The organism is Pseudomonas sp. FSO-7, from assembly GCF_059579345.1.
This window is the reverse complement of sequence record NZ_CM184193.1, coordinates 4627124-4645924: the sequence shown is the minus strand read 5'-3', so window position 1 is coordinate 4645924 and position 18801 is coordinate 4627124. Positions and strand designations below refer to the sequence as shown.

Below are 18801 nucleotides of genomic sequence, written 5' to 3'. Positions count from 1 at the left end.
ATCGTCAACAATGATCAAGGAAGAAAACATGCAACCGCTACTCAATCGAATCATGCTGTATGTCCGGGATGTTCAAGCGACCTGTGATTTTTATGAGCGTCATTTCGGCTTTGCGAGTGAAAGAAAAGTCGATGATCGCGTCACGGAACTGAGCGCTGCGAGCGGTGGCGCGATCCTGATGGTCCACCCGGCAGGGAAGGTCGTTAAATCAGGACAAGTCACCGTAAAGCTTGTTTTTGATATCCAGGATGTCGAGAGTTTCAAGGTAAAGTGCCTGGCTCAAGGCCTGAAGTTTGGCGCTACCCACAAGGCGGGCGGTTACTCTTTTGCCAACGCCAAAGACCCCGACGGTAATTCCATTTCCATCTCCAGCAGAGCGTTTGCATGCCACTGAGCTTTCATAAGATGCATGCCAATGGCGATGACTTCGTTATTGTCGATTCGCGAAATTCGACCAATCCGGTAACAAGCGCCATGGCCCAGCGCATGGGGGATCGGAACCGAGGCGTGGGCTTCAACCAACTCGCGGTGTTGCTCGATTGCGACGATGCCGATGCGCGGGTGATGTTCTGGAACGCCGATGGTTCCGCGTTGGATGTTTGCGGCAGCGCAACACGGGGAGCGGCGGACCTGCTCATGCGCGAAGCCAATGTGACTTCGGTAGCCCTGCGCACCAACCGTGGCCTGCTTACTTGCGAACGTACCCCGACCGGCGATATTTGCGTCGACATGGGCGTGCCGCTTTTCGGCTGGTCGGACATTCCCTTGGCGCAAGAACTGGACACCACTGTCTTGCCACTGGCCGGCAGTCCAACTGCGTGCAGCATGAGTAATCCCCACTGCACCTACTTTGTCGATGATCTGGCTGGCGTTGATATCGCGACGATCGGACCGGCCATCGAAACCAACGCGCTGTTCCCGCTCAAGACCAACGTGCATTTCGTCCAGATCATCGATCGTACGCATATTCGGTTGCGCATCTGGGAGCGTGGAGCGGGGATTGCGCTGGGGTCGGGGTCCTGCTCGTGCGGTGCGGTTGTTAATGGGATTCGTCGGGGGTTGTTGGACAGTACCGTCGAGGTTGAATGTGATGGTGGAAGCGTGACGGTTAAATGGGATGGCGTGGGCGCGGTCTTTCTTATCGGGCCGGTGGAGGCGAGTTTTTCGGGGACGATGAGTCAGGGCTGAGTCGGTAGGCGTTTCAACCCTGACGCAGGGATTTTGTAGGACATTCAGTGCGCCAAGAAAATCTTCATTTGAGACAGTTTTGTTAACGCGCAGCACGCCTTCAAAGCGTGCAGGTTGAGCTTCACAGAACGGGTACCCACCGCCAATCGCCTGTGGGAGCGAGCTTGCTCGCGAAGGCGGCAGCAAGTTACATACATAGTCTTAATAGGTACACGCTCCGTGGCGAGGGAGCTTGCTCCCGCTCGGCGGCGCAGCCGTCGTAGACCCGTTGATACAGTTTGTCCGGAAGAAGGTTTTGGGGCGGCTTCGCCACCCAGCGGGAGCAAGCTCCCTCGCCACAGGATTGATGGCGCTGCGGCTAATGTGAGCCGTCATAGCGTAAATACTTAATTTTTCCCTTGGGCTCAGATTTGCATCATTTCTCCATGATCCTGAGCCATGGCCAGCGAGCTTGATAACTCTTGGCTTTCTCATCGAACAAATCCGGCTGGGGATTTTTTGGATTCATGCGCAGAACGCCTTGTGCTATGTCGTCCAGGCCATAGGGCGCATAGACGTCACCGGTTCCAACATCCAACCCAATACACGTACCTGCAATCAAGTAACGATCAATGCCATCCTTGGCCGACTGAAGCTGAGGATAAGGCTTGCCAAACCGCTGAGCGTACCAAAGATGAACACGGGCCTGGTTCTTGACCTCGATGTTGACGTCCAGGTCCTGGAAGAGGCGCCGGGCGGCGTGGATCACTTCATTCTCCGCTTCCCAAGACAGGTCAGGGTCGAAGTAAAAAATATCGTAATCCTTCACGCCCCAAGCAGGCGGCCGCTGCGATTGATGATTCCAGACGGCTTGGAACAGGCAACCAGCCGTGAGCATGCATTGGTTCAAACCGAGTGAAGGTAAGCGTGAAGTGATTTGTGCGTTGATTGGATTGGTCATTGCTATCCTGACCAAACTTTCGACCGTCAATGTCATATTCATCCTTTTGGAGTCGATCCGGTCCTGGTGCCCCAACAGATGTTTGAGCAAAATCAGGTGAGCCAAGATACCAAACGCATGAACTTCAAGGACGACCAATGATATTGCAAAGCAGGCCAGTAACGGCCGATGACATCAAGACCCTCTGCAGCTTTGTGCTGGACGCTCGGGAGCTGTTTTATATGTTCCCGAAAGCCCAATACCCTCTGACCGAGGCTCAGCTGGCTGACGCTATCGCTCAACGATTCGATTCGACGGTCGTCGAGGCAGGGAGCCGTGTCGTTGGTTTTGCTAACTTCTATCGGGCTGAAACAGGTGGAGTTTGCTGTATCGGGAATGTCATCGTTGCCCAAGAGGCTCGAGGTAAAGGTGTTGCAACCTTTCTTGTGGAAACGATGACGGCCCAGGCGTTCGACCGCTATGACGCCACTGAGGTGCGGGTATCGTGTTTCAATGAAAACACGGCCGGCTTGCTGCTTTATCCAAAGCTGGGCTTTTTGCCCTTCGCTGTCGAAGAGCGAGTTTCTCCAGATCATCGTAGAGCTGCACTTATCCATATGCGTCGCGGTAGAGCGGGCGGAGCATAGATCCGCACCTCGTCATCCTGACCGCGTTTTCAAATCAACCCCAACACGCCACAATGCGTCCGACGCCTGCTCTCGGATCAGCGAGTGTGGATCCCGGTGAAGCCGAGCGAAAACCCACCAAGGAACGCCCATGGATTTCTTCAAGAAACTCTTCGGTTCATCGAAAGCCCCTGAAACCCAAGATGACCAGCCCGAACCGCAATCCCCCGAGCTATGCGACCTGACCGAGGCTGAAGCAGCCAATCTGGCCGTCCGGGAAGCCGGCGCAGCGTGCCTGGATCGTCATTGGAGCGCTGTCGGCACGGTCGAGCGGGATGTCCTTGCCTACCTCATCAGCCCGACCTTTTCCGGCGGCCCGTACTGGCCTTCGACCCGTCAGGCCTACCGTGTGGTTCGCCGTGGCGACACGATCATCCTCGCCACTGAAGGCCTGTCCGATCCATTCGATGACACGGAAGGCATGGGCAACGGTTTCGAGATGGAATTGTTCGTCGAAACCGCGGACATCCCGGAGCACGCCTATGGCCCCGTGGGCGAGGTCGATCCTTTCAAAGGCAGTTGGGCATTCGAGCTGATAGAACACGTCGCCAAAACGGTGGCCGACGCGGGCGGCATCACCCACCAACTCGACCAGCACGGAGCGCTATCCCTGGAACTGCCCGGGCTCAGCCAATCGCACCACATGAGCGATCAACTGCCCAAGCTCTTCGTGACCGATGACGACTCCACCGGCGTTCTAATCGGCGCCCCGGCGCCGGATTTCCCAACTCAACTGGATGACATGCCCTTGTCCCCGGTCAGATTGGTGCCGGTGGTATTGATCACGGCGGCGGAGCTGGAGTACGTGCGTTCGGGCGGGCGAGCGGCGCGGGAGGATCTGGTGAGCCGTTTGACGGCGGCGGGTGTTGGGCATCTGAGCAGCTTGCATCGGGCGAGCGTGGTGTGATGCCGGAGGGGTATTGACCATAACTAACCATGGCGAACGGTCACTTCATATTCAATGTTCATCACTTCACCCCCCGCTGGTATAGATGAGCAAGGCTATGAAAATCACGAGAGGTGCGAACATCACCAAGCCGCCGACGGCGACCGCCCAACCCCAGGCGAAACCGCTTTCTCCCTTGAAACGACCGCCACTGAGTAAGCGAAGTATGTAAACGCCAATCCGATGCGCCAACATGTTGAATAAGAAATCAAAAATGTAATCCATTGTTTGGTCCTGACATCTTCTTGGACGCTGTAGTGCTACAGGTCCAAGATTTTCGTCATGATGATCGTGCGCTCCGATTTGTGAAACTCATCCCTGACTTTGTTAAAGCCAAGCGACGCATAAAAGCCTTCTGCGGTGATTGAAGAGGGAACCCGTAGCAGGTTCAGACCTGCGTTTATCGCGATCGATTGAATCCTCTCCATCAGGTGTCTCCCGAGACCCTTCCCTTGATAGCACGGGTCGACAAACACGCTTCTGACCACGTCCTGATCAAGACTCGCAGTTGCAACGATATGGTTGTCGACTATTGCTACGAGTATCTGACGCTGAGCCAACAATTGAAGAATTGCCAAGGGAGAAAAATTTTGCGCCACTTGATCGATAATTTCGGATGAGTAGTCTTGGGCATTGGACTGGCGCAGAGCATTGATGATCGTTTGACTGATGGCCGGGGCATCGGTATCCATAGCGTTTCGAATCAGGTAATCCATCAAGATTGCTCCTTGCGCATAGTCGCTTGAGCATAGAAGGATTCGGCCCCTCTGAGCAAAACGAAAGGCGCAATAGCTGCTGTCTGCCATGGTCTGTCCTTCGAAGGGCAGCTATGGGGCGCGAGCTGCCCTCACTACCAAAGGCCCTTGTTCCGAGGCGGTCATTGAAGTAAGTGGTATTCCTTTTGGTTGGCTTCCTACTGACCCTTTCAATTCCACCCTCAAGGACGAACCTGTGATCGCATCCCTCGCCAACCTAATGACCTTTCGAGGCATCAATGACTGACTACCGCGGACTCATCCTCGAAGACACCCGGGAAGGCGCCACCGACCTTGCCATCACACAACTGGAAGCCAGCCTGGGCGCTCGCTTGCCGGACGACTATCGCCAGTTCCTCAAGACCTGCAACGGCGCCTACGTGGAATACGATGTGCTGGCCACGCTCGCCAATGGCGATGAGGAGTTGCTCAGTTTCTCGCTGTACGGGCTGGATCCGGACCAAGAGTACGAATCCAACCCCTTCGAACTGGAGCAACTGCGGGCGCAGCCCGGTTTCCCCGCGACGGGATTGTTGCCGATTGGGCGCGATGGCGGTGCAAGTATCTTGCTGCTGGATTTGCGGGAAGGGCGCCAGGACGTGGCGGCGATGGTGGCGGGCTTACCTGCCTGGACCGGGCGCCGTCAGCAGGGTGATGAGTATGTGGTGCTGGCGGATTCTTTCAATGGTTACTTGGACTCGCTGCACCTATCGGAAGAGCGGATCGAGGAGCATATCAATCACTTCATGATCAGCCCTGAGAGTATTGAGGCGACGTTGGAGTGGTTGGATAAGGGGAGTCCGGGGTGGCGGGAAAGATACCGGGAGCAGTGGAATGCGCGGGTTGTGGATCGGTTGATTTGAAGGCTGATCGGATGACTGAAACCTGATTTTGAATGACGCGAGTCTTCAATCGAGGCGGTCAATGGCGCGTGCAAGGTTTGCGCGTGCCTGCTGCTCGAATGCGTCGAAGTACGGTGCGGTCGTATAAATGCGCCCGCGTGCCAGAAAGCCTTCAAGGACCTGCCGCCGCTTTTGGCGGTACACAGGCAGCGGCACAAACTGATACTCGCGGCGAATTTGCTGGTCGTATTCCTCGAACCGCTCGAACGATGCCCCAAGGATCGCCAGATCCGTGTCCACCAACACCGCTTCATCTGCCGACGCCGGGGCACCGTCGTGTCGGGTCACCATCACCAGATCATAAAGCCTGCGTCGCGTTTCATCGCCCAGGCCGCTGTCGCGTGCCACGTCGTCCAGCCATTGCGCACTGCGCAGCTCGTTGTCGCTGCGAAGAGGGTCGTAGATCGCATCATGGAACCAGAGCGCGAGGTCGACTTCGGCGGGGGCCTGGCAGGCCGTGTTGATGACTCGGCGCACCTGAAGACATTCCTTCAGATGCTGGAGGTTGTGGTAAGCGCGGTGCGGCTCGCTGTAATGGCGAATGAGTGTTTCGTACGTTTCTCGTGACGCGCATCTGATGCCAAGCTCTGCCCAGACGCGAGCCCAGGCGACGAAACTCGTGTCATCAGCCACGTCAAGGTCGCCGTGTTTGCTGGCCGGGAATAGACCGCTCCCTTCTGGCGAACCCGTCATCGTTTTTCCTCCCCTTTTGAATTATTGAGCATCACCCGCCGGCGCGTCGTCGGCATCCTCCGGTGGCGCTCCGTAAGGTACGCCAATCTCGACCCGGTCTGCCTTTACCCAACCGGTATAGTCGTCGCCACTCTTGGCGATAAAGTTCACTTCCAACCATGATTCGTCTTCAAGGCTGGAGTAAATGGTGAGGGCGTCGCCGGGGATTACGAAAATCTTCTTATTGGCACAGGCTTCATCTGGCGCTTCGTGGAAATGCAGGCGTCCGGTGCCGATGACCTTGCCTTGTACCGATGGATGGAATTCGGGCACCGTTCCAGAGAGCTTTTCCGCCAGGGCAGAACAGTTAACAGCGGCCTGGCTAAGGCCGCTGAAAAAGCACAGGCACAATAAGCTTGAACGCAAATACATCTTGGCGAATCCGTTAGGGGTGGAGGCGTAGGATAGTTAAGTCGGAAACTGTTGGGAAAGAGACCTATCTTTGACGAGGATGGGGCCGTTCACAAACTGCCTTCTTTGTGGGCAGATGGCTGCGCCAAAAACGCTGCGATCAATGATGCAACCTGCTGCTGAATCACCCCCCGAGCACGACCGCCATCGCCATCCCGACAAATGATTCCATCCCCTGGCACGTCCTCTTCAAGCATCTCCTGCGCACCAGGTTTGCACATCGACATGAAGCTGAAATGGCTCGCGTCTTTGATCTCAACGTAACGGCTTGACGCCTGGGGCAGTCGCTTGGCCAGGTTGGCAGACTCCAACTCAGCCGGAAGTTCTTGCGACGGTACACCGGCAGCGATCACCAGAGCGGGGACAGGCAGCGCGGTCAGGCTTTCATTCGTCAGGCCCCGGGAAAGGCCCAGGTCCAATGTCACCACCGCAGTCACACGTTTATCGCGCCAATCGGCGGCCAGTTCGGCCTTTGCTTCAGCGGTGCTGGCGGGATTCATCTGCTGGTAAACGGTGCAACTGGATAACTGCGAATGGGTTTTGCAGTCTTGGGCGAAGCGCTCTGGGTCGAAGCGAGTGCCGGCGATCTCCAGGGCAGTCCAGCCGCCGAGTGAATGGCCCACGGCTGCAATTAGGCCATTGGCGACGCGGCCAAATTTTTCCGGTTGAGTCGTGACCGCATCGATGGCTCGACGCAGGTCAACCGGCCGCTGCCATAACTGCGCCGCTGCTTGCGGGCTGCGGTCATGGGTGGTGCTGCCGGGGTGATTGATGGCGGCGACGATGTAACCCTTCTGGGCCAACGCGCTGGCAAGCCAGATCTGGTTGCTCCAGTTGCCCCTGTAGCCGTGGGAGAGCACCACCAATGGATGTTCACCGGCAGTGGGCGGCGCGTTACGCACGGCAGATGCGCCGACAAATACCGCGTTATCGGCGATCAGCTGCGGGGTTGCGGTCGTTGCGCTGGGGTACCAAACAACCATCTCCAGTGCCCGACCATTGTTTGGATCCGGGAGGGTGGAGGATTGGAAGCCGACGGGGTTTTCGTCAGCCAATGCGGTAGTCGTCAGGCAGGCCAACAACAGGGCGCCGAAAGCTGTTTTCAATGTCGTTTCTTCCTTGATTAGACGAAGGGGGGGGCGATGAGCACGGGCATTAAAGCTCAGATTCGAAGCGCTGCGCATCACTTCATCGCGCAAAAATCCTAGCCCCCGAAAACAAAGTCCGCGGGGGCGAAGCGGTCACTGGTGTCCATGCGAATATTGCGCAGCGCCACGGTTTCCAGGTGTGACGGGTAGAGCGACTCCGAGAAATAGCTGATCAGGATGGAGCGACGGCGTGCGCCGATCACGTTCAGGCTGCCCGCGTGCACCAGATCGACATCGAACACCAGGATGTCACCAGCGCCGCCTGATAGCTGTATAGCGCGGGACTCGTCATTGAAATCAAAGGGCGGTGCGCCCGGCTTGGAGCGATGGCTACCGGGGACGATCCGTGTCGCGCCGTTCTCGGGGCCGTAATCGTCGAAGAACGCCAAGGCGATGGCGATGTCGCCTGGCCGTTGGGCTGACAAGTCACGGTGCAGTTGTTGTTGGCCGCCACCGGCAAGGGGCTCGCGGCCTTCCACTTGGGAGAGGAAGAATTGCTCGCCGATCAACTCACCTGCCACCGCCAGTAGCTGGGGTAAACGGCACACCGCCTGGATCTTCGAATCATCGTCCAGCATCGAATAGCGCCAGTCCATGCCACGGGGCACTGGCCATTGATCCGACGGCCGCACACCTGCATCGAACACGGTACGAAGGTCAGCCAGCCACTCGCTCGGGATTGCTTGACGGAGCAGGACGTAGCCGTCTCGGTGGAGTTGTTTGCGGTCAGCCATGGAGGTCTCGACTTCCTTGTGGGATCGTTTGCAAGGCTAGTATTCAAACAAACCTAGAACCACCCGACACTGGTAATTGGCGGCGACCAGAGACAATCCCGCAAGGTTTGCAGTTATCATCCGGCCACCATCCAAGAAAAGGACTTCACCGATGAAGCATTTGTTTGCCTGCGCTCTTCTGACACTGGCCGTTGTTGGCTATGCCAAGGCCGACCAGAGCACTTTCGAAGAAACGAACCAGTGCTCGGAAGACATCGACTGCCAAGGGGATTTCATCTGCAAAAACGGCCTATGCGATAGCCCTCAACTCCAGCGAAGCCCTGTTGCAAAACCCATCGCCAAGACTCAAGCCGCACCTCCCGCGCCCCCGGGTGTTGCCTATCAACCGTTGCCCGTCAACACCGAGCGTGCCGGGCCTTTCACGACCCAGACCGAGGCGATGGGGACCGCGCTGAATTATCAGTCGCGGGCGGGCGTGATGAACGTCATGGAATCAATTGTTGAGCAGGCCGAGTACACCGGTTATGTGACGATTGAAAAGGCTTATACGTTTGGCCCGAGCAAGTATGTGCTGGTTGTTTCCACGGGAGAGGGGGGCAACGCGTGCCCGGCGTCGACCTATGTATTCAGTTTCGACACCCAGGCCGAGCGCGTTGATGGAAAGCGTGAAGTGGAGGGGTGTTCTGAACTGGTCGAGGCCATGGCGCAGGGGAATAAGCTTGTGGTCAAGAAGGAGGGGAGTGCGATGGTTGTTTATAACGGGGTTGTTGAGTAGTTCAGGTAGACGATGCACTCGTGGCGAGGGAGCTTGCTCCCGCTTGAGTGCGCAGCGCTCACAAAAGGGGCCGCTGCGCAGCCCAGCGGGAGCAAGCTCCCTCGCCACGGGTTGTCGGTTGGCAGGCTTATAGAGTGGAACCTGCCGGTGCCGCATCCAATCGTCGCGCAATTACATCCATCACGTCGCAGCCGTCACGCAGCGGGATGCAGCAAAGCTGTGCCAGGTCCTGAAGGGTCGCGGGGTCGATCGTCAGTTCATCGCGCATTGCCAAGTTTTCCAGGAACTGGGTGGCGGCACGGATTCGGTAGGCGGCTGAGTCGAGCAGGATGTGTAGCGGGGCGGTGGTATCGACGTAGAGGGGTTGGTCGTCGGCGTTGCTGGTGAGGCCCATATATCGGTTCATATCAATTCCTTGTGTCATGAATGAACTGCCACACTTTGTCGCCAAACAAAGGGTGACAGCTGTACGCAGGTTGGCGAACCGGAGACACAAGGAGCCGGCAGACCCGAAGGTCTCCCGCGCACAGCTGCCATAAAGCAGTTTCTGTGAGCATGAGCGTGCTTCTGCCACAGCAGAAAGCACCGTTGCACTTGTGTCAATCGAGTCGCCAAACCCGGCCGCCATCTGGGCGACGCCAAGACTATAGTCGCCACCGCAAAAAATACGCAAGGGATTGATAGGGAAGGGGATTCCCAATCATATGTAGGACGTTGCCATCATCGTAAGCATTCGAGCTGTACGTCTTACAACTTTGAAGATCCCTCACCTACATCAGACCCATTCCCAACGATATGTAGGATATTTCTGTAGCCCAACCTCCCATTTCCGCTCTTCACCCCCCATTTGCCCCCCGACACATCCCACAATCCAATCGCGCATTCCCACTCGCCACGGGATAATACGGCCCTGCTTGGGGTCACAAGCTTTTCCCCTCGTTGGTATTGGCGTCTCAGAAGGATCGAACGCGATGACAGATTGGCTCCAGAGCTATGGAGAAATGGCCGAACGGCTTCGCCGTCATCCGTGGGAGGACACGCCGCTCGGGCCGCCCGCGCAGTGGCCCGATGTGTTGAAGACCACCGTGGCGCTGAGCCTCGCCTCGCATTTCCCCCAGGCCATCGTATGGGGACCGGACCTGATCACCTTGTACAACGATGCGTTCCTGCCGATCCTCGGCAGCAAGCCCGAGGCGCTGGGGCGGCGGTTCGATGAGGTGTGGCAAGAAGCCTGGAGCGATATCGGGCCGATCGTGCGGGGCGCCTTCGACGGGCAAGCCACTTATATAGAGAACTTTCCCCTGGTCATCGAGCGCGGCGGCGGTCCTGAGCAGGCTTATTTCACGTTCTGCTACAGCCCCATCCGCGACCAGTTCGGCACGGTGGTGGGCATGCTGGATACGGTCACCGAGACCACTTCGACGGTGTTCATGACCCAGCGTCTGGCGGTGCTGGATGCCATCGGCCATGCCGTGGCGAACGCCACCGATCCGCAGAGCATCATGGCGACCACTACGCGGATTCTGGCGGCGCACCTGAACCTGTCCAATTGTGCCTACGCGGACATGGATGAGGACGAGGACGGTTTCACCATTCGCGGCGATTGGGCCAGGGCCGGTTCGCCCCATATCCTCGGGCATTATCGGCTGGCTGATTTCGGTCGTCTGGCCGTCACCAATCTGCGAGCCGGCAAACCGCTGGTGATCAACGATAACCTCAAGGAGCTGGCGCCGGAGGAAGCGGCGACGTTCCAGGCTATTGGTATCGCGGCCACCATCTGTGTGCCGTTGATCAAGGGCGGTCGATTGACCGCGCTGATGGCCATCCACGATAAAACGCCGCGGGTCTGGTCATCCAACGACCTGGCGCTGCTGATAGAAGTCACGGAGCGATCCTGGGCTCACATCGAGCGCGCCCGTGCCGATGCTGCCGTGCGCGAAGGCCTGGCGGCCCTGGCCGAATTGAACGCAACGCTGGAAGAGCGGGTCGAGGAACGCACCACGCGCTTGAAACAGACCGAAGCGGCACTGCGCCAGTCGCAAAAGCTCGAAGCCATCGGCCAGCTCACCGGTGGCGTGGCCCATGACTTCAACAACCTGCTGACGATCATCCGTTCTTCGGTGGACTTCCTGCGCATGCCCAACTTGTCCGAAGAGCGCCGGCAACGCTACATGACGGCAGTGTCCGAAACCGTGGATCGCGCCTCCAAGTTGACCAGCCAGTTGCTCGCGTTTGCCCGGCGCCAGCCGTTGAAGCCAGAAGTCATCGATGTGGGCAAGCAAGTACAGAGCCTGGGGGACATGCTGCAAACCGTCACCGGAGCACGGATCCAGGTCAACGTCGAGTTGTGCGACCGACCCTGTTACATCCGCGCGGATCTGAGCCAGTTCGAGACAGCGTTGATCAACATGGCCCTCAATGCCCGGGATGCGATGAATGGCCAGGGCACGCTGTGGCTTCGGGTCAGTTGCGGCGGTGGCATGCCGCCGATCCGTGGTCATGCCGGGGCCGGGCAATCCTTTGCCGCCATTGCCTTGGCTGACACCGGCACCGGTATTGACCCGCAAGTGCTTGAGCACATCTTCGAACCCTTCTTCACCACCAAGGAAGTGGGCAAGGGCACGGGGTTGGGCTTGTCCCAGGTGTTCGGCTTTGCCAAGCAGTCCGGTGGCAACGTCGATGTTTCGACCGTGGTGGGCGAGGGGACGGTGTTCACGTTGTACCTTCCGGAAGTGGCGCCCGAGAACAACCACGAGCCGGTCAGGGAAGAGGTCACGCACCTGGTGCTGGAAAAGGGCAAGCGCCGGGTGTTGATCGTGGAAGACAACCTGGAGGTGGGGCGTTTTGCCAACCAGATCCTCCAGGACCTGGGCTACGAAACGGCCTGGGCGACCAACGCCGAAGAAGCGCTGGAAATGGTCGGGCCGGATGCGAGGGCTTTCGACGCGGTATTTTCTGACGTGGTGATGCCAGGCATCAGCGGTATCGCCCTGGCCCGGGAGCTGCGCCAGCGTCGCCCGGATTTGCCGGTGGTGCTCACTTCCGGCTACAGCGAAGAGTTGGCCCACAGGGGGCATGAGGGCTTTGAATTCTTGTCCAAACCCTATTCAGCCGATCAGGTTTCCCGGGTTTTGAACCGAACGATGCTGGGCACTGAGTGAGTGTTTCCTTTCTGAAACAGTGAGTTCCATTCGTCGGCGAAGGGTGTTGTGGAATCAACAGTCTGTTGATGACCGACTAGTCTCACTGTCGAGAGGGTCGATATTGTCAGGCAACCGGTTGTTGCCGGTATGGACCTCAATGAAAGGGGAAAGGCAATGGGAGCATCGTACAGCGAGGAGAACGGAGCCGCGTATCCAATCAATGAAGGGTTGCAGTGTGGTCAGTCAACCTACCATGCAGACTTTGGCGACGAGCCGATCAAGTCCATCAGGACGAAGGTGGCCAAAGTGCAGCGAGGGGAGAAGGCCAAGTTTTTGCCCAGGGTTCCGGTCAAGAAGTGACAAGAATGGTAGGTAGGGGAGCTTGCTCCCACCGGGCTGCATGGCAGCCCTTTTTTATGGGCGCCTGGCGCTGGTGCGCCAGCCCGGTCAAGCGGGAGCACGGAGCATTCGATCGTTCCCACGCTCTGCGTGGGAACGCCGCCAGGGACGCTCCGCGTTCCGCTTCTGAAGGTGACGCAGAGCGTCACGAGGATGCATTTCCACGCAGAGCGTGGGAATGATCAAAATCTTTTTTCAACCGGCGGTTTCTTTCACGTTTCTTTCACAAGCAGGTACGTACTCTCAGCTCATCCGTTAGAAAGCAGTACCTGCCCGTTTCCCCAGCGGGCTTTTTTTTGCCTGTCATAAAATAAACCGCCGTTTCGTTGTCCAACCGTCATGGCTGATGCTGTTTGGCGTACACTCGCGCCCGCGCGCACTGGCCATTTCTCCCCGATGCGGCATTCTTGAGGTTTCTATCATGCGTTTGACTTTGTCCACCTTGGTACTGGGGTTGGTAGTTGCCCAGGGCGCGATGGCTGCCGGCGACGGTACCGCTGCAGTCGGCGGCGGTCTGGGCGGTGTGTTGGGCAACGTGGTCGGCCAGCAGATGGGCGGCAGCACAGGCGCCGCGATCGGCGCGGGCGTCGGCGGCGCAGCCGGCAGCGCCGTGGGTGCGCGCAAAGGCAGCCGCACGGAAGCTGCCATCGGCGGTGGCCTGGGCTCGGCCGGTGGCTCGATCGTCGGTAATCGCCTGGGCGGCTCCACCGGCTCCACCATCGGTGCCGGCGTCGGCGGCGCAGCGGGCGGCGCGTTGGGCAGCAACCTGTCCAACGACAACGACGGTCACTCCGGTGGCAAGAAGCACAAGCATAAGCACAAGAGAAATCATCGTTAAGCGGATGCTTGGATGAAAAGCCCCGGTCTTGTGCCGTGATGCTGTTCAGTTAGAAAAAACGGTGCTTCTTTCAGAAATGGGAAGCGCCGTTTTTTTGGGCTTCTTTGATGCCCAAAGTATGAACAACAGACAGCTCCAGCGGCTACTTCATCGACTGCGACACCGTCTTCGCGAGCAGGCTCGCTCCCACAATTCGATCGGAGTACGACCGGGAGAGCCAGGTCGGCTATAAGGCCGCCTCGCGACGGACGTTGATCTCGGCGCCCCGTTAACCACGCTGGCCGAACGCAGGCATTGCGGAGTGGGCATCCCGGCATGGATGCCGGGATAGCCGCGCTGGGCCATGGATGGCCCTTCGCGGCGGGCCCACGGAGCAATGCCTGCGTTCGGGCACACCGAGCCTAGGCGAGGTGCCGAGTGGTGGGGCATGAGCGCTTTGGTTACTTTCGCGCTTTTCGAAAGTGACCCGCCGTCAGGGCGGAACCATAAGCAGCCGTTACCGAAAAAACGGATATACACACGCCCCCAAAAAAAAGACAGATCAAAATCCCCCGGAACGATTGCCGCCCCCCCCACCTCAAATTCATACATCCATCAGCAATCGCGAGGTGTGCCATGACGCCGGAAACCGAAGGCAAGGAAGAAAAAGGCCCGACAGGCGTTCCCTTCATCAATGATCCAGGCCCCAACGACCCGGGCAATGAAGACCCCGGTTCCCTGATGGACGACGCCCAGGTGCCCTTGCTCGACGACGAAGACGCTGAACTTGAGGACGAATCCTACAAGTGAAGGTGCTCAAACTGATCGCCGGCGTTCTTTAAGCTTTAAGCTGCAGGACAGGTGCATGCACCTGCCAGGAGATTGTATGACTGCCGATTCCCCCGTTCCCAATGACGAAGAAACCCCGGAATATCCGCTGCCTTCGCCCACCAACCCGCTGAGCCGCGACCAGCTCCCACCCGATGACGAAGCGGGCGTCGAGCAAGTGCCCAGCGACGACGAGGATGTCGAGGCGACCCCGGACGATCCGGACATCGCCGGTGACGACGCCTCCGGCAAGCCGAGCTGATCGGCAGGCCCGCCCGTCGATTCAGTGGCACCATCGGCCTGCCGCGCCTGCCAGACATCAGGTAAGTACCTTGAAAAGGAGACTCACCATGATGAAGTCCAACATGACAGCGCTGACACTCGCCGGGATTCTTTCCGTCAGTTCATTAGCCGCTTTCGCACAGTCTTCGAGCAGCACGCCGCCTGTGGACAAGGGCGGGATGCCACCTTCCTCGGAAATGGAAGCCGGCGCCAAATCCGGCGCCAGCGGTAACGCCTTGCCTCCGGGGTCTGTGGGGGGCGGCAATGGCGGCGATGCCAGCGGCAGCAGCACCAGCCCCGGCACGGGCAGCGGTTCGATGAGTGGCGGCAGCACGATGGGCGGTGCCGACGCAGGCGGTGGGACCAACGGCGCAACCGGTACCAGCGACAGTGGTGGCAGTTCGGGCGGCAGTGGCTCTGGGTCGGGCGGCTCCGGTCAGTAACCTTTCATCCGACACGATCCGCTTTTGTGGCGAGGGAGCTTGCTCCCGCTGGGTTGCGAAGCGACCCCAAGATCCAACGGTCGCTACGCAGCCAGCGGGAGCAAGCTCCCTCGCCACGGACCCCGTTCACCGATTTCCCATTGCCGGTTCCAAGCCCCCTTCGTTATCCTGCTGAATCCTTTAAGGCGAACACGTTGCCCTGGCCGCACCTGAGCCATCCCTGGAATGTTGTGTTGATAACGGATCAGATGCGATGAATGCACCGCTGAAAGAGTTTGGCCCGATCAAGGCTGTGATTTTCGACATGGATGGGCTGTTGCTGGACACCGAGGGGATCTACACCGAGGTCACCTCCATCATCGCCGAGCGCTACGGGCGCACGTTCGACTGGAGCGTCAAGCAGAACATCATCGGTCGCGGGGCCACGGACCTGGCCAATTACGTCGTCCAGGCACTGGAGTTGCCGATCACCCCCCAGGAATTCCTGGTCATCCGCGAGCCCCTGATGCGCGAGCGTTTTCCTCACGCCCTGGGCATGCCCGGCGCCGAGGAACTGGTGCGGCATCTCAAAGCCCACAACATTCCGATTGCGGTGGGGACCAGTTCGTCGAGCCCTTCGTTCGCGCTGAAAACCACATTGCACCGGGACTGGTTCGCGTTGTTCGATTGCATCGTGACGGCGGACGACCCGGAAGTCGGTGCGGCGAAACCGGCACCGGATATCTTCCTCACCGCCGCCCGGCGCCTGGGTGTCGAGCCGCGTGACTGCCTGGTGTTCGAGGATTCGCCGTTCGGCGTGACGGCCGCGAAAGCCGCCGGCATGACCGCCATTGCCATTCCTGACTCGGCCATGGCGGACGAAAAATACGCCCATGCCGATGGGATCATCCGCTCCTTGAGAATGTTCCAGCCAAGCCTTTGCGGTTTGCCGGAATTGGAGTGGGCCTGATAGGAAAGGGCTGCTGCGCAGCCCAGCGGGAGCAAGCTCCCTCGCCACATGGTTAGCCCGGATCAGGCGCCGAACCCCCCGTCGATGGTCAGGCTGGCACCGGTGATGTAGCCGGCTTCCGGCCCGGCCAGGTAAGCGACGAAACTGGCGATTTCATCGACGTTGCCGTAGCGCCCGATGGCCATCAGCGACATCAGGCTGGAGGCGAAGTCGCTGTCGGCCGGGTTCATGTCGGTGTCCACCGGGCCGGGCTGCACGTTGTTGACGGTGATGCCGCGCGGGCCGAGGTCACGGGCCAGGCCTTTGGTCAGGCCCACCAGTGCGGATTTGCTCATGGCGTACGTGGCGCCCCCGACGAAGGGCATGCGGTCGGCGTTGGTGCTGCCGATGTTGATGACGCGTCCGCCTTCGGTCATGTGCCGCGCGGCCGCCTGGGTGGCGACGAACACGCTGCGCACGTTGATGGCCAGTGTCTGGTCGAAATCTTCGAGTTTGAATTCATCCAGCGGCCCCATCGCCAGCACGCCCGCATTGTTGACCAGGATGTCCAACCGGCCAAAAGCCTCGACGGTGGCGGCGACGGCGTTACGGACGGCCTCGGCGTCGGCGCTGTCGGCCTTGATCGCCAGGGCCTTGCCGCCGGCTGCGGTGATGCTGTTCTGCAGTTCTTCAGACTTGGCGCCAGAGCTGACGTAGGTGAAGGCCACGGCGGCGCCTTCTGCGGCAAGGCGTTTGACGATGGCGGCGCCGATGCCGCGAGAACCGCCCTGGATCAAGGCGACTTTACCGTTCAGTGCTTGGTTACTCATGATGTTCTCCAAAAAGTGCCGGGGCGAGGTGCCGCGGTGATGGAGCGAGTATCAAGAAGCCGTCATGGGCTGTGTAGACCGTCATTGCTATAGTCTGTCTAAACCAAAAGTTTAGAGTGGGGCCCATGGAGACCTTCAATAGTATCGAATGCTTTGTGCGCAGTGCCGAAGTCGGCAGCTTTGCCGAGGCGGCGCGCCGTTTGAGCCTGACCCCGGCGGCGGTGGGTAAAAGCGTCGCCAAGCTGGAGGCCCGCATGGGCGTACGCCTGTTCCAGCGCAGTACCCGCAGCTTGAGGCTGACCGAAGCCGGCCAGTTGTTCCTGAGGGAAGTCGGCAGCAGCTTCAACACCATCCAGAACGCCGTCGCCAACCTGGCCAGCGCTGGCGGGCAACCGGCGGGGACACTGAAGGTGAGCATGGGCACAGCGTTCGGTCGATTGTATGTCGTGCCGTTGCTGGGAGAGTTCTTGCGGCGCTACCCGGCGATCAATCCGGACTGGCATTTCGATAACCGCCAGGTGGACCTGATCGGCCAGGGCTTCGATGCCGCCATCGGCGGCGGCTTCGAGTTGCCCCAGGGCGTGGTGGCGCGCAAGTTGGCGGTGGCCCATCGGGTACTGGTTGCTTCAACGGACTATCTGCAAAGCCATGCGGCGTTGGTGGAGCCGGAAGATCTGGCGCAGCACCAGGGCATCCTGATTCGTTCGCCACAAACCGGGCGGGTGCGTTCCTGGCAACTGACCAGCCGCACCCAGCAACACAGCCCGCTCATGCTCAAGCCCCGCATGACCATGAGCGACTCGGAAGCCGATTGCGCGGCCGCGGCCCAAGGGCTGGGTATCGGGCTGGTGAGCATGCCGGTGGCCGTGCCCTACCTGGAGTCCGGCGCGTTGCAGCGAGTGCTGCCGGATTGGTACGTCGATGACGGCAACATCTCCATCTACTACGCCGAGCACAAGTTGCTGCCGGGCAAGACCCGGGTGTTCGTGGATTTCATCATCGAGCAGTTTGCCGAGCAGGGGTTGGCGCGGCGGTTCAGTGCGGTTTGAGCTGGGCTTGTCACCGAGTTGGACCCAATCGCGAGCAGGCTCGCTCCCACAGAGTTGGATGTGTTCACAGACTTCTGATCACCACCCATCACCTGTGGGAGCGAGCCTGCTCGCGATTCGGGCCACCTCGGTCTAAACCTGTGAACTCACCGCCCAAACCGCCCCGGCCAGCCAATGATGGTCTTGGGCCGGGGCGTGGCGTAGGTGCGCACTTTCGACGTCGACAACCCCAGCCGCACCAGCGACTCGGCAATGGTCACCGCCGCCGTCACGCCATCGACCACCGGCACCCCGGTGCGCTGGCGGATCTGCTCGTCGAGCCCGGCCATGCCGCCGCAGCCCAGGCAGATCACTTCGGCCTTGTCCTGGCTGACGGCCAGTTCGGCCTGCCGCACGATGGCTTCAACCGCCCGTTGCGGGTCTTGCTCCAATTCCAGCACCGCCAGGCCGCTGGCCCGTACCGAGGCGCAGCGGTCGAACAGGCCGGACAGCTTGAGCCGGTCTTCGATCAGCGGCACGGTGCGATCCAGGGTCGTGACTACCGAGTAAGCATGGCCGAGGAACATCGCGGTGCTGGCGCCGGCATCGGTAATGTCCACCACCGGCACGTTCAGCAGTTCTTGCAGGCCTTCGCGGCCATGCTCGCCGTAGCCGGCCTGGATTACCGCGTCGAACGGCTGGTCGTAGGACATCACCCGGTCCATCACTGCAATGGCCGCCAGGTAGCTTTCAAAATTGCCCTCGATGGAGTCGGCACCGAAATGCGGCGTGAGCCCGACGATCTCAGTGCCCGGCGCGGCCACGGCCTGGGCTTGTCGGGCGATGGCTTGGGTGATGGATTCGGTGGTGTTGACGTTGACCACGAGAATTCGCATGAGCTGTCCTC

24 protein-coding genes are annotated in these 18801 nt (G+C 59.5%); 14 read left to right on the top strand and 10 right to left on the bottom strand.

Going from position 1 to position 18801, the window contains the following annotated elements:
- Nucleotides 1-28 precede the first annotated feature (28 nt).
- The gene (locus AC515T_RS20130; protein ID WP_496529751.1) at nt 29-394 is read left to right on the top strand and encodes a VOC family protein; all 366 of its coding nucleotides are present in this window, start codon (nt 29-31) and stop codon (nt 392-394) included.
- Nucleotides 385-1188: a diaminopimelate epimerase gene (gene dapF, locus AC515T_RS20125; RefSeq protein ID WP_496529750.1), complete on the top strand. Its 804-nt coding sequence runs from the start codon at nt 385-387 to the stop codon at nt 1186-1188. Before AC515T_RS20130 ends, dapF begins: the two co-directional genes overlap by 10 nt.
- Before the next feature lie 415 nt (nt 1189-1603).
- Here dapF and AC515T_RS20120 read toward each other — a convergent pair whose 3' ends face one another.
- On the bottom strand, nt 1604-2164 hold the full coding sequence (locus tag AC515T_RS20120) for a nucleotidyltransferase family protein (RefSeq protein ID WP_496529749.1): 561 nt from the start codon (nt 2162-2164) through the stop codon (nt 1604-1606).
- A 101-nt stretch (nt 2165-2265) separates the two neighbouring features.
- Between AC515T_RS20120 and AC515T_RS20115 the strand changes: the two genes are divergently transcribed.
- Nucleotides 2266-2754 carry a GNAT family N-acetyltransferase gene (locus AC515T_RS20115; protein ID WP_496529748.1) on the top strand — a complete coding sequence of 163 codons (489 nt, stop codon included), beginning with the start codon at nt 2266-2268 and terminating at the stop codon, nt 2752-2754.
- A 130-nt stretch (nt 2755-2884) separates the two neighbouring features.
- A complete protein-coding gene (locus AC515T_RS20110; RefSeq protein ID WP_496529747.1) occupies nt 2885-3700 on the top strand; it encodes a suppressor of fused domain protein in 816 nt (271 codons plus the stop codon).
- Nucleotides 3701-3766: 66 nt separating this feature from the next.
- On the opposite strand, the gene AC515T_RS20105 is transcribed toward AC515T_RS20110, so the two are convergent.
- Nucleotides 3767-3964 carry a hypothetical protein gene (locus tag AC515T_RS20105; protein WP_496529746.1) on the bottom strand — a complete coding sequence of 66 codons (198 nt, stop codon included), beginning with the start codon at nt 3962-3964 and terminating at the stop codon, nt 3767-3769.
- A 35-nt stretch (nt 3965-3999) separates the two neighbouring features.
- The gene (locus AC515T_RS20100; protein ID WP_496529745.1) at nt 4000-4455 is read right to left on the bottom strand and encodes a GNAT family N-acetyltransferase; all 456 of its coding nucleotides are present in this window, start codon (nt 4453-4455) and stop codon (nt 4000-4002) included.
- 278 nt (nt 4456-4733) lie between these two features.
- On the opposite strand from AC515T_RS20100, the gene AC515T_RS20095 reads away from it, so the two are divergent.
- The gene (locus tag AC515T_RS20095; RefSeq protein ID WP_496529744.1) at nt 4734-5357 is read left to right on the top strand and encodes an SMI1/KNR4 family protein; all 624 of its coding nucleotides are present in this window, start codon (nt 4734-4736) and stop codon (nt 5355-5357) included.
- A gap of 45 nt (nt 5358-5402) precedes the next feature.
- Here the strand turns inward: AC515T_RS20095 and AC515T_RS20090 are convergent, their stop codons facing one another.
- The 4 genes from AC515T_RS20090 to AC515T_RS20075 all read right to left on the bottom strand — a co-directional run bounded on the left by AC515T_RS20090 (nt 5403) and on the right by AC515T_RS20075 (nt 8421).
- Nucleotides 5403-6089: an HD domain-containing protein gene (locus tag AC515T_RS20090; RefSeq protein ID WP_496529743.1), complete on the bottom strand. Its 687-nt coding sequence runs from the start codon at nt 6087-6089 to the stop codon at nt 5403-5405.
- 21 nt (nt 6090-6110) lie between these two features.
- Entirely contained in the window at nt 6111-6500 is a 390-nt protein-coding gene (locus tag AC515T_RS20085) for a hypothetical protein (RefSeq protein ID WP_496529742.1), read from the bottom strand.
- A gap of 89 nt (nt 6501-6589) precedes the next feature.
- Entirely contained in the window at nt 6590-7645 is a 1056-nt protein-coding gene (locus tag AC515T_RS20080; protein WP_496533168.1) for an alpha/beta hydrolase family protein, read from the bottom strand.
- A gap of 98 nt (nt 7646-7743) precedes the next feature.
- Nucleotides 7744-8421, bottom strand: a complete 678-nt coding sequence (locus tag AC515T_RS20075) for a phytanoyl-CoA dioxygenase family protein (protein ID WP_496529741.1) — start codon at nt 8419-8421, stop codon at nt 7744-7746.
- Nucleotides 8422-8572: 151 nt separating this feature from the next.
- On the opposite strand from AC515T_RS20075, the gene AC515T_RS20070 reads away from it, so the two are divergent.
- On the top strand, nt 8573-9196 hold the full coding sequence (locus tag AC515T_RS20070; RefSeq protein WP_496529740.1) for a hypothetical protein: 624 nt from the start codon (nt 8573-8575) through the stop codon (nt 9194-9196).
- Between the two features lie 127 nt (nt 9197-9323).
- Here AC515T_RS20070 and AC515T_RS20065 read toward each other — a convergent pair whose 3' ends face one another.
- The gene (locus AC515T_RS20065; RefSeq protein WP_186709697.1) at nt 9324-9602 is read right to left on the bottom strand and encodes a short-chain dehydrogenase; all 279 of its coding nucleotides are present in this window, start codon (nt 9600-9602) and stop codon (nt 9324-9326) included.
- Nucleotides 9603-10167: 565 nt separating this feature from the next.
- On the opposite strand from AC515T_RS20065, the gene AC515T_RS20060 reads away from it, so the two are divergent.
- From AC515T_RS20060 to AC515T_RS20030, 7 genes are all read left to right on the top strand, one after another.
- Complete coding sequence (locus tag AC515T_RS20060) at nt 10168-12357, top strand: response regulator (protein WP_496529739.1); 2190 nt, start codon at nt 10168-10170, stop codon at nt 12355-12357.
- 129 nt (nt 12358-12486) lie between these two features.
- Nucleotides 12487-12699, top strand: a complete 213-nt coding sequence (locus AC515T_RS20055; protein WP_496529738.1) for a hypothetical protein — start codon at nt 12487-12489, stop codon at nt 12697-12699.
- A gap of 460 nt (nt 12700-13159) precedes the next feature.
- Complete coding sequence (locus AC515T_RS20050) at nt 13160-13576, top strand: glycine zipper domain-containing protein (protein WP_072406201.1); 417 nt, start codon at nt 13160-13162, stop codon at nt 13574-13576.
- A 615-nt stretch (nt 13577-14191) separates the two neighbouring features.
- On the top strand, nt 14192-14365 hold the full coding sequence (locus AC515T_RS20045; RefSeq protein WP_162893857.1) for a hypothetical protein: 174 nt from the start codon (nt 14192-14194) through the stop codon (nt 14363-14365).
- Nucleotides 14366-14441: 76 nt separating this feature from the next.
- On the top strand, nt 14442-14645 hold the full coding sequence (locus AC515T_RS20040; protein WP_496529737.1) for a hypothetical protein: 204 nt from the start codon (nt 14442-14444) through the stop codon (nt 14643-14645).
- Nucleotides 14646-14733: 88 nt separating this feature from the next.
- The gene (locus tag AC515T_RS20035; RefSeq protein ID WP_496529736.1) at nt 14734-15108 is read left to right on the top strand and encodes a hypothetical protein; all 375 of its coding nucleotides are present in this window, start codon (nt 14734-14736) and stop codon (nt 15106-15108) included.
- 253 nt (nt 15109-15361) lie between these two features.
- Nucleotides 15362-16057 carry an HAD-IA family hydrolase gene (locus tag AC515T_RS20030; protein ID WP_496529735.1) on the top strand — a complete coding sequence of 232 codons (696 nt, stop codon included), beginning with the start codon at nt 15362-15364 and terminating at the stop codon, nt 16055-16057.
- 62 nt (nt 16058-16119) lie between these two features.
- Here the strand turns inward: AC515T_RS20030 and AC515T_RS20025 are convergent, their stop codons facing one another.
- Complete coding sequence (locus AC515T_RS20025; RefSeq protein WP_496529734.1) at nt 16120-16866, bottom strand: 3-oxoacyl-ACP reductase family protein; 747 nt, start codon at nt 16864-16866, stop codon at nt 16120-16122.
- A gap of 125 nt (nt 16867-16991) precedes the next feature.
- On the opposite strand from AC515T_RS20025, the gene AC515T_RS20020 reads away from it, so the two are divergent.
- Nucleotides 16992-17915: a LysR family transcriptional regulator gene (locus AC515T_RS20020; RefSeq protein WP_496529733.1), complete on the top strand. Its 924-nt coding sequence runs from the start codon at nt 16992-16994 to the stop codon at nt 17913-17915.
- Nucleotides 17916-18061: 146 nt separating this feature from the next.
- Here AC515T_RS20020 and AC515T_RS20015 read toward each other — a convergent pair whose 3' ends face one another.
- The gene (locus AC515T_RS20015) at nt 18062-18790 is read right to left on the bottom strand and encodes an aspartate/glutamate racemase family protein (protein WP_060741345.1); all 729 of its coding nucleotides are present in this window, start codon (nt 18788-18790) and stop codon (nt 18062-18064) included.
- Nucleotides 18791-18801 lie beyond the last annotated feature (11 nt).

What these genes read in the sequence shown, in the direction of transcription:
- AC515T_RS20130 (WP_496529751.1), top strand. Translation starts at nt 29, where the DNA reads ATGCAACCGCTACTCAATCGAATCATGCTGTATGTCCGGGATGTTCAA.
- dapF (WP_496529750.1), top strand. Translation starts at nt 385, where the DNA reads ATGCCACTGAGCTTTCATAAGATGCATGCCAATGGCGATGACTTCGTT.
- AC515T_RS20120 (WP_496529749.1), bottom strand. Translation starts at nt 2,164, where the DNA reads ATGACATTGACGGTCGAAAGTTTGGTCAGGATAGCAATGACCAATCCA.
- AC515T_RS20115 (WP_496529748.1), top strand. Translation starts at nt 2,266, where the DNA reads ATGATATTGCAAAGCAGGCCAGTAACGGCCGATGACATCAAGACCCTC.
- AC515T_RS20110 (WP_496529747.1), top strand. Translation starts at nt 2,885, where the DNA reads ATGGATTTCTTCAAGAAACTCTTCGGTTCATCGAAAGCCCCTGAAACC.
- AC515T_RS20105 (WP_496529746.1), bottom strand. Translation starts at nt 3,964, where the DNA reads ATGGATTACATTTTTGATTTCTTATTCAACATGTTGGCGCATCGGATT.
- AC515T_RS20100 (WP_496529745.1), bottom strand. Translation starts at nt 4,455, where the DNA reads ATGGATTACCTGATTCGAAACGCTATGGATACCGATGCCCCGGCCATC.
- AC515T_RS20095 (WP_496529744.1), top strand. Translation starts at nt 4,734, where the DNA reads ATGACTGACTACCGCGGACTCATCCTCGAAGACACCCGGGAAGGCGCC.
- AC515T_RS20090 (WP_496529743.1), bottom strand. Translation starts at nt 6,089, where the DNA reads ATGACGGGTTCGCCAGAAGGGAGCGGTCTATTCCCGGCCAGCAAACAC.
- AC515T_RS20085 (WP_496529742.1), bottom strand. Translation starts at nt 6,500, where the DNA reads ATGTATTTGCGTTCAAGCTTATTGTGCCTGTGCTTTTTCAGCGGCCTT.
- AC515T_RS20075 (WP_496529741.1), bottom strand. Translation starts at nt 8,421, where the DNA reads ATGGCTGACCGCAAACAACTCCACCGAGACGGCTACGTCCTGCTCCGT.
- AC515T_RS20070 (WP_496529740.1), top strand. Translation starts at nt 8,573, where the DNA reads ATGAAGCATTTGTTTGCCTGCGCTCTTCTGACACTGGCCGTTGTTGGC.
- AC515T_RS20065 (WP_186709697.1), bottom strand. Translation starts at nt 9,602, where the DNA reads ATGAACCGATATATGGGCCTCACCAGCAACGCCGACGACCAACCCCTC.
- AC515T_RS20060 (WP_496529739.1), top strand. Translation starts at nt 10,168, where the DNA reads ATGACAGATTGGCTCCAGAGCTATGGAGAAATGGCCGAACGGCTTCGC.
- AC515T_RS20055 (WP_496529738.1), top strand. Translation starts at nt 12,487, where the DNA reads ATGGACCTCAATGAAAGGGGAAAGGCAATGGGAGCATCGTACAGCGAG.
- AC515T_RS20050 (WP_072406201.1), top strand. Translation starts at nt 13,160, where the DNA reads ATGCGTTTGACTTTGTCCACCTTGGTACTGGGGTTGGTAGTTGCCCAG.
- AC515T_RS20045 (WP_162893857.1), top strand. Translation starts at nt 14,192, where the DNA reads ATGACGCCGGAAACCGAAGGCAAGGAAGAAAAAGGCCCGACAGGCGTT.
- AC515T_RS20040 (WP_496529737.1), top strand. Translation starts at nt 14,442, where the DNA reads ATGACTGCCGATTCCCCCGTTCCCAATGACGAAGAAACCCCGGAATAT.
- AC515T_RS20035 (WP_496529736.1), top strand. Translation starts at nt 14,734, where the DNA reads ATGATGAAGTCCAACATGACAGCGCTGACACTCGCCGGGATTCTTTCC.
- AC515T_RS20030 (WP_496529735.1), top strand. Translation starts at nt 15,362, where the DNA reads ATGAATGCACCGCTGAAAGAGTTTGGCCCGATCAAGGCTGTGATTTTC.
- AC515T_RS20025 (WP_496529734.1), bottom strand. Translation starts at nt 16,866, where the DNA reads ATGAGTAACCAAGCACTGAACGGTAAAGTCGCCTTGATCCAGGGCGGT.
- AC515T_RS20020 (WP_496529733.1), top strand. Translation starts at nt 16,992, where the DNA reads ATGGAGACCTTCAATAGTATCGAATGCTTTGTGCGCAGTGCCGAAGTC.
- AC515T_RS20015 (WP_060741345.1), bottom strand. Translation starts at nt 18,790, where the DNA reads ATGCGAATTCTCGTGGTCAACGTCAACACCACCGAATCCATCACCCAA.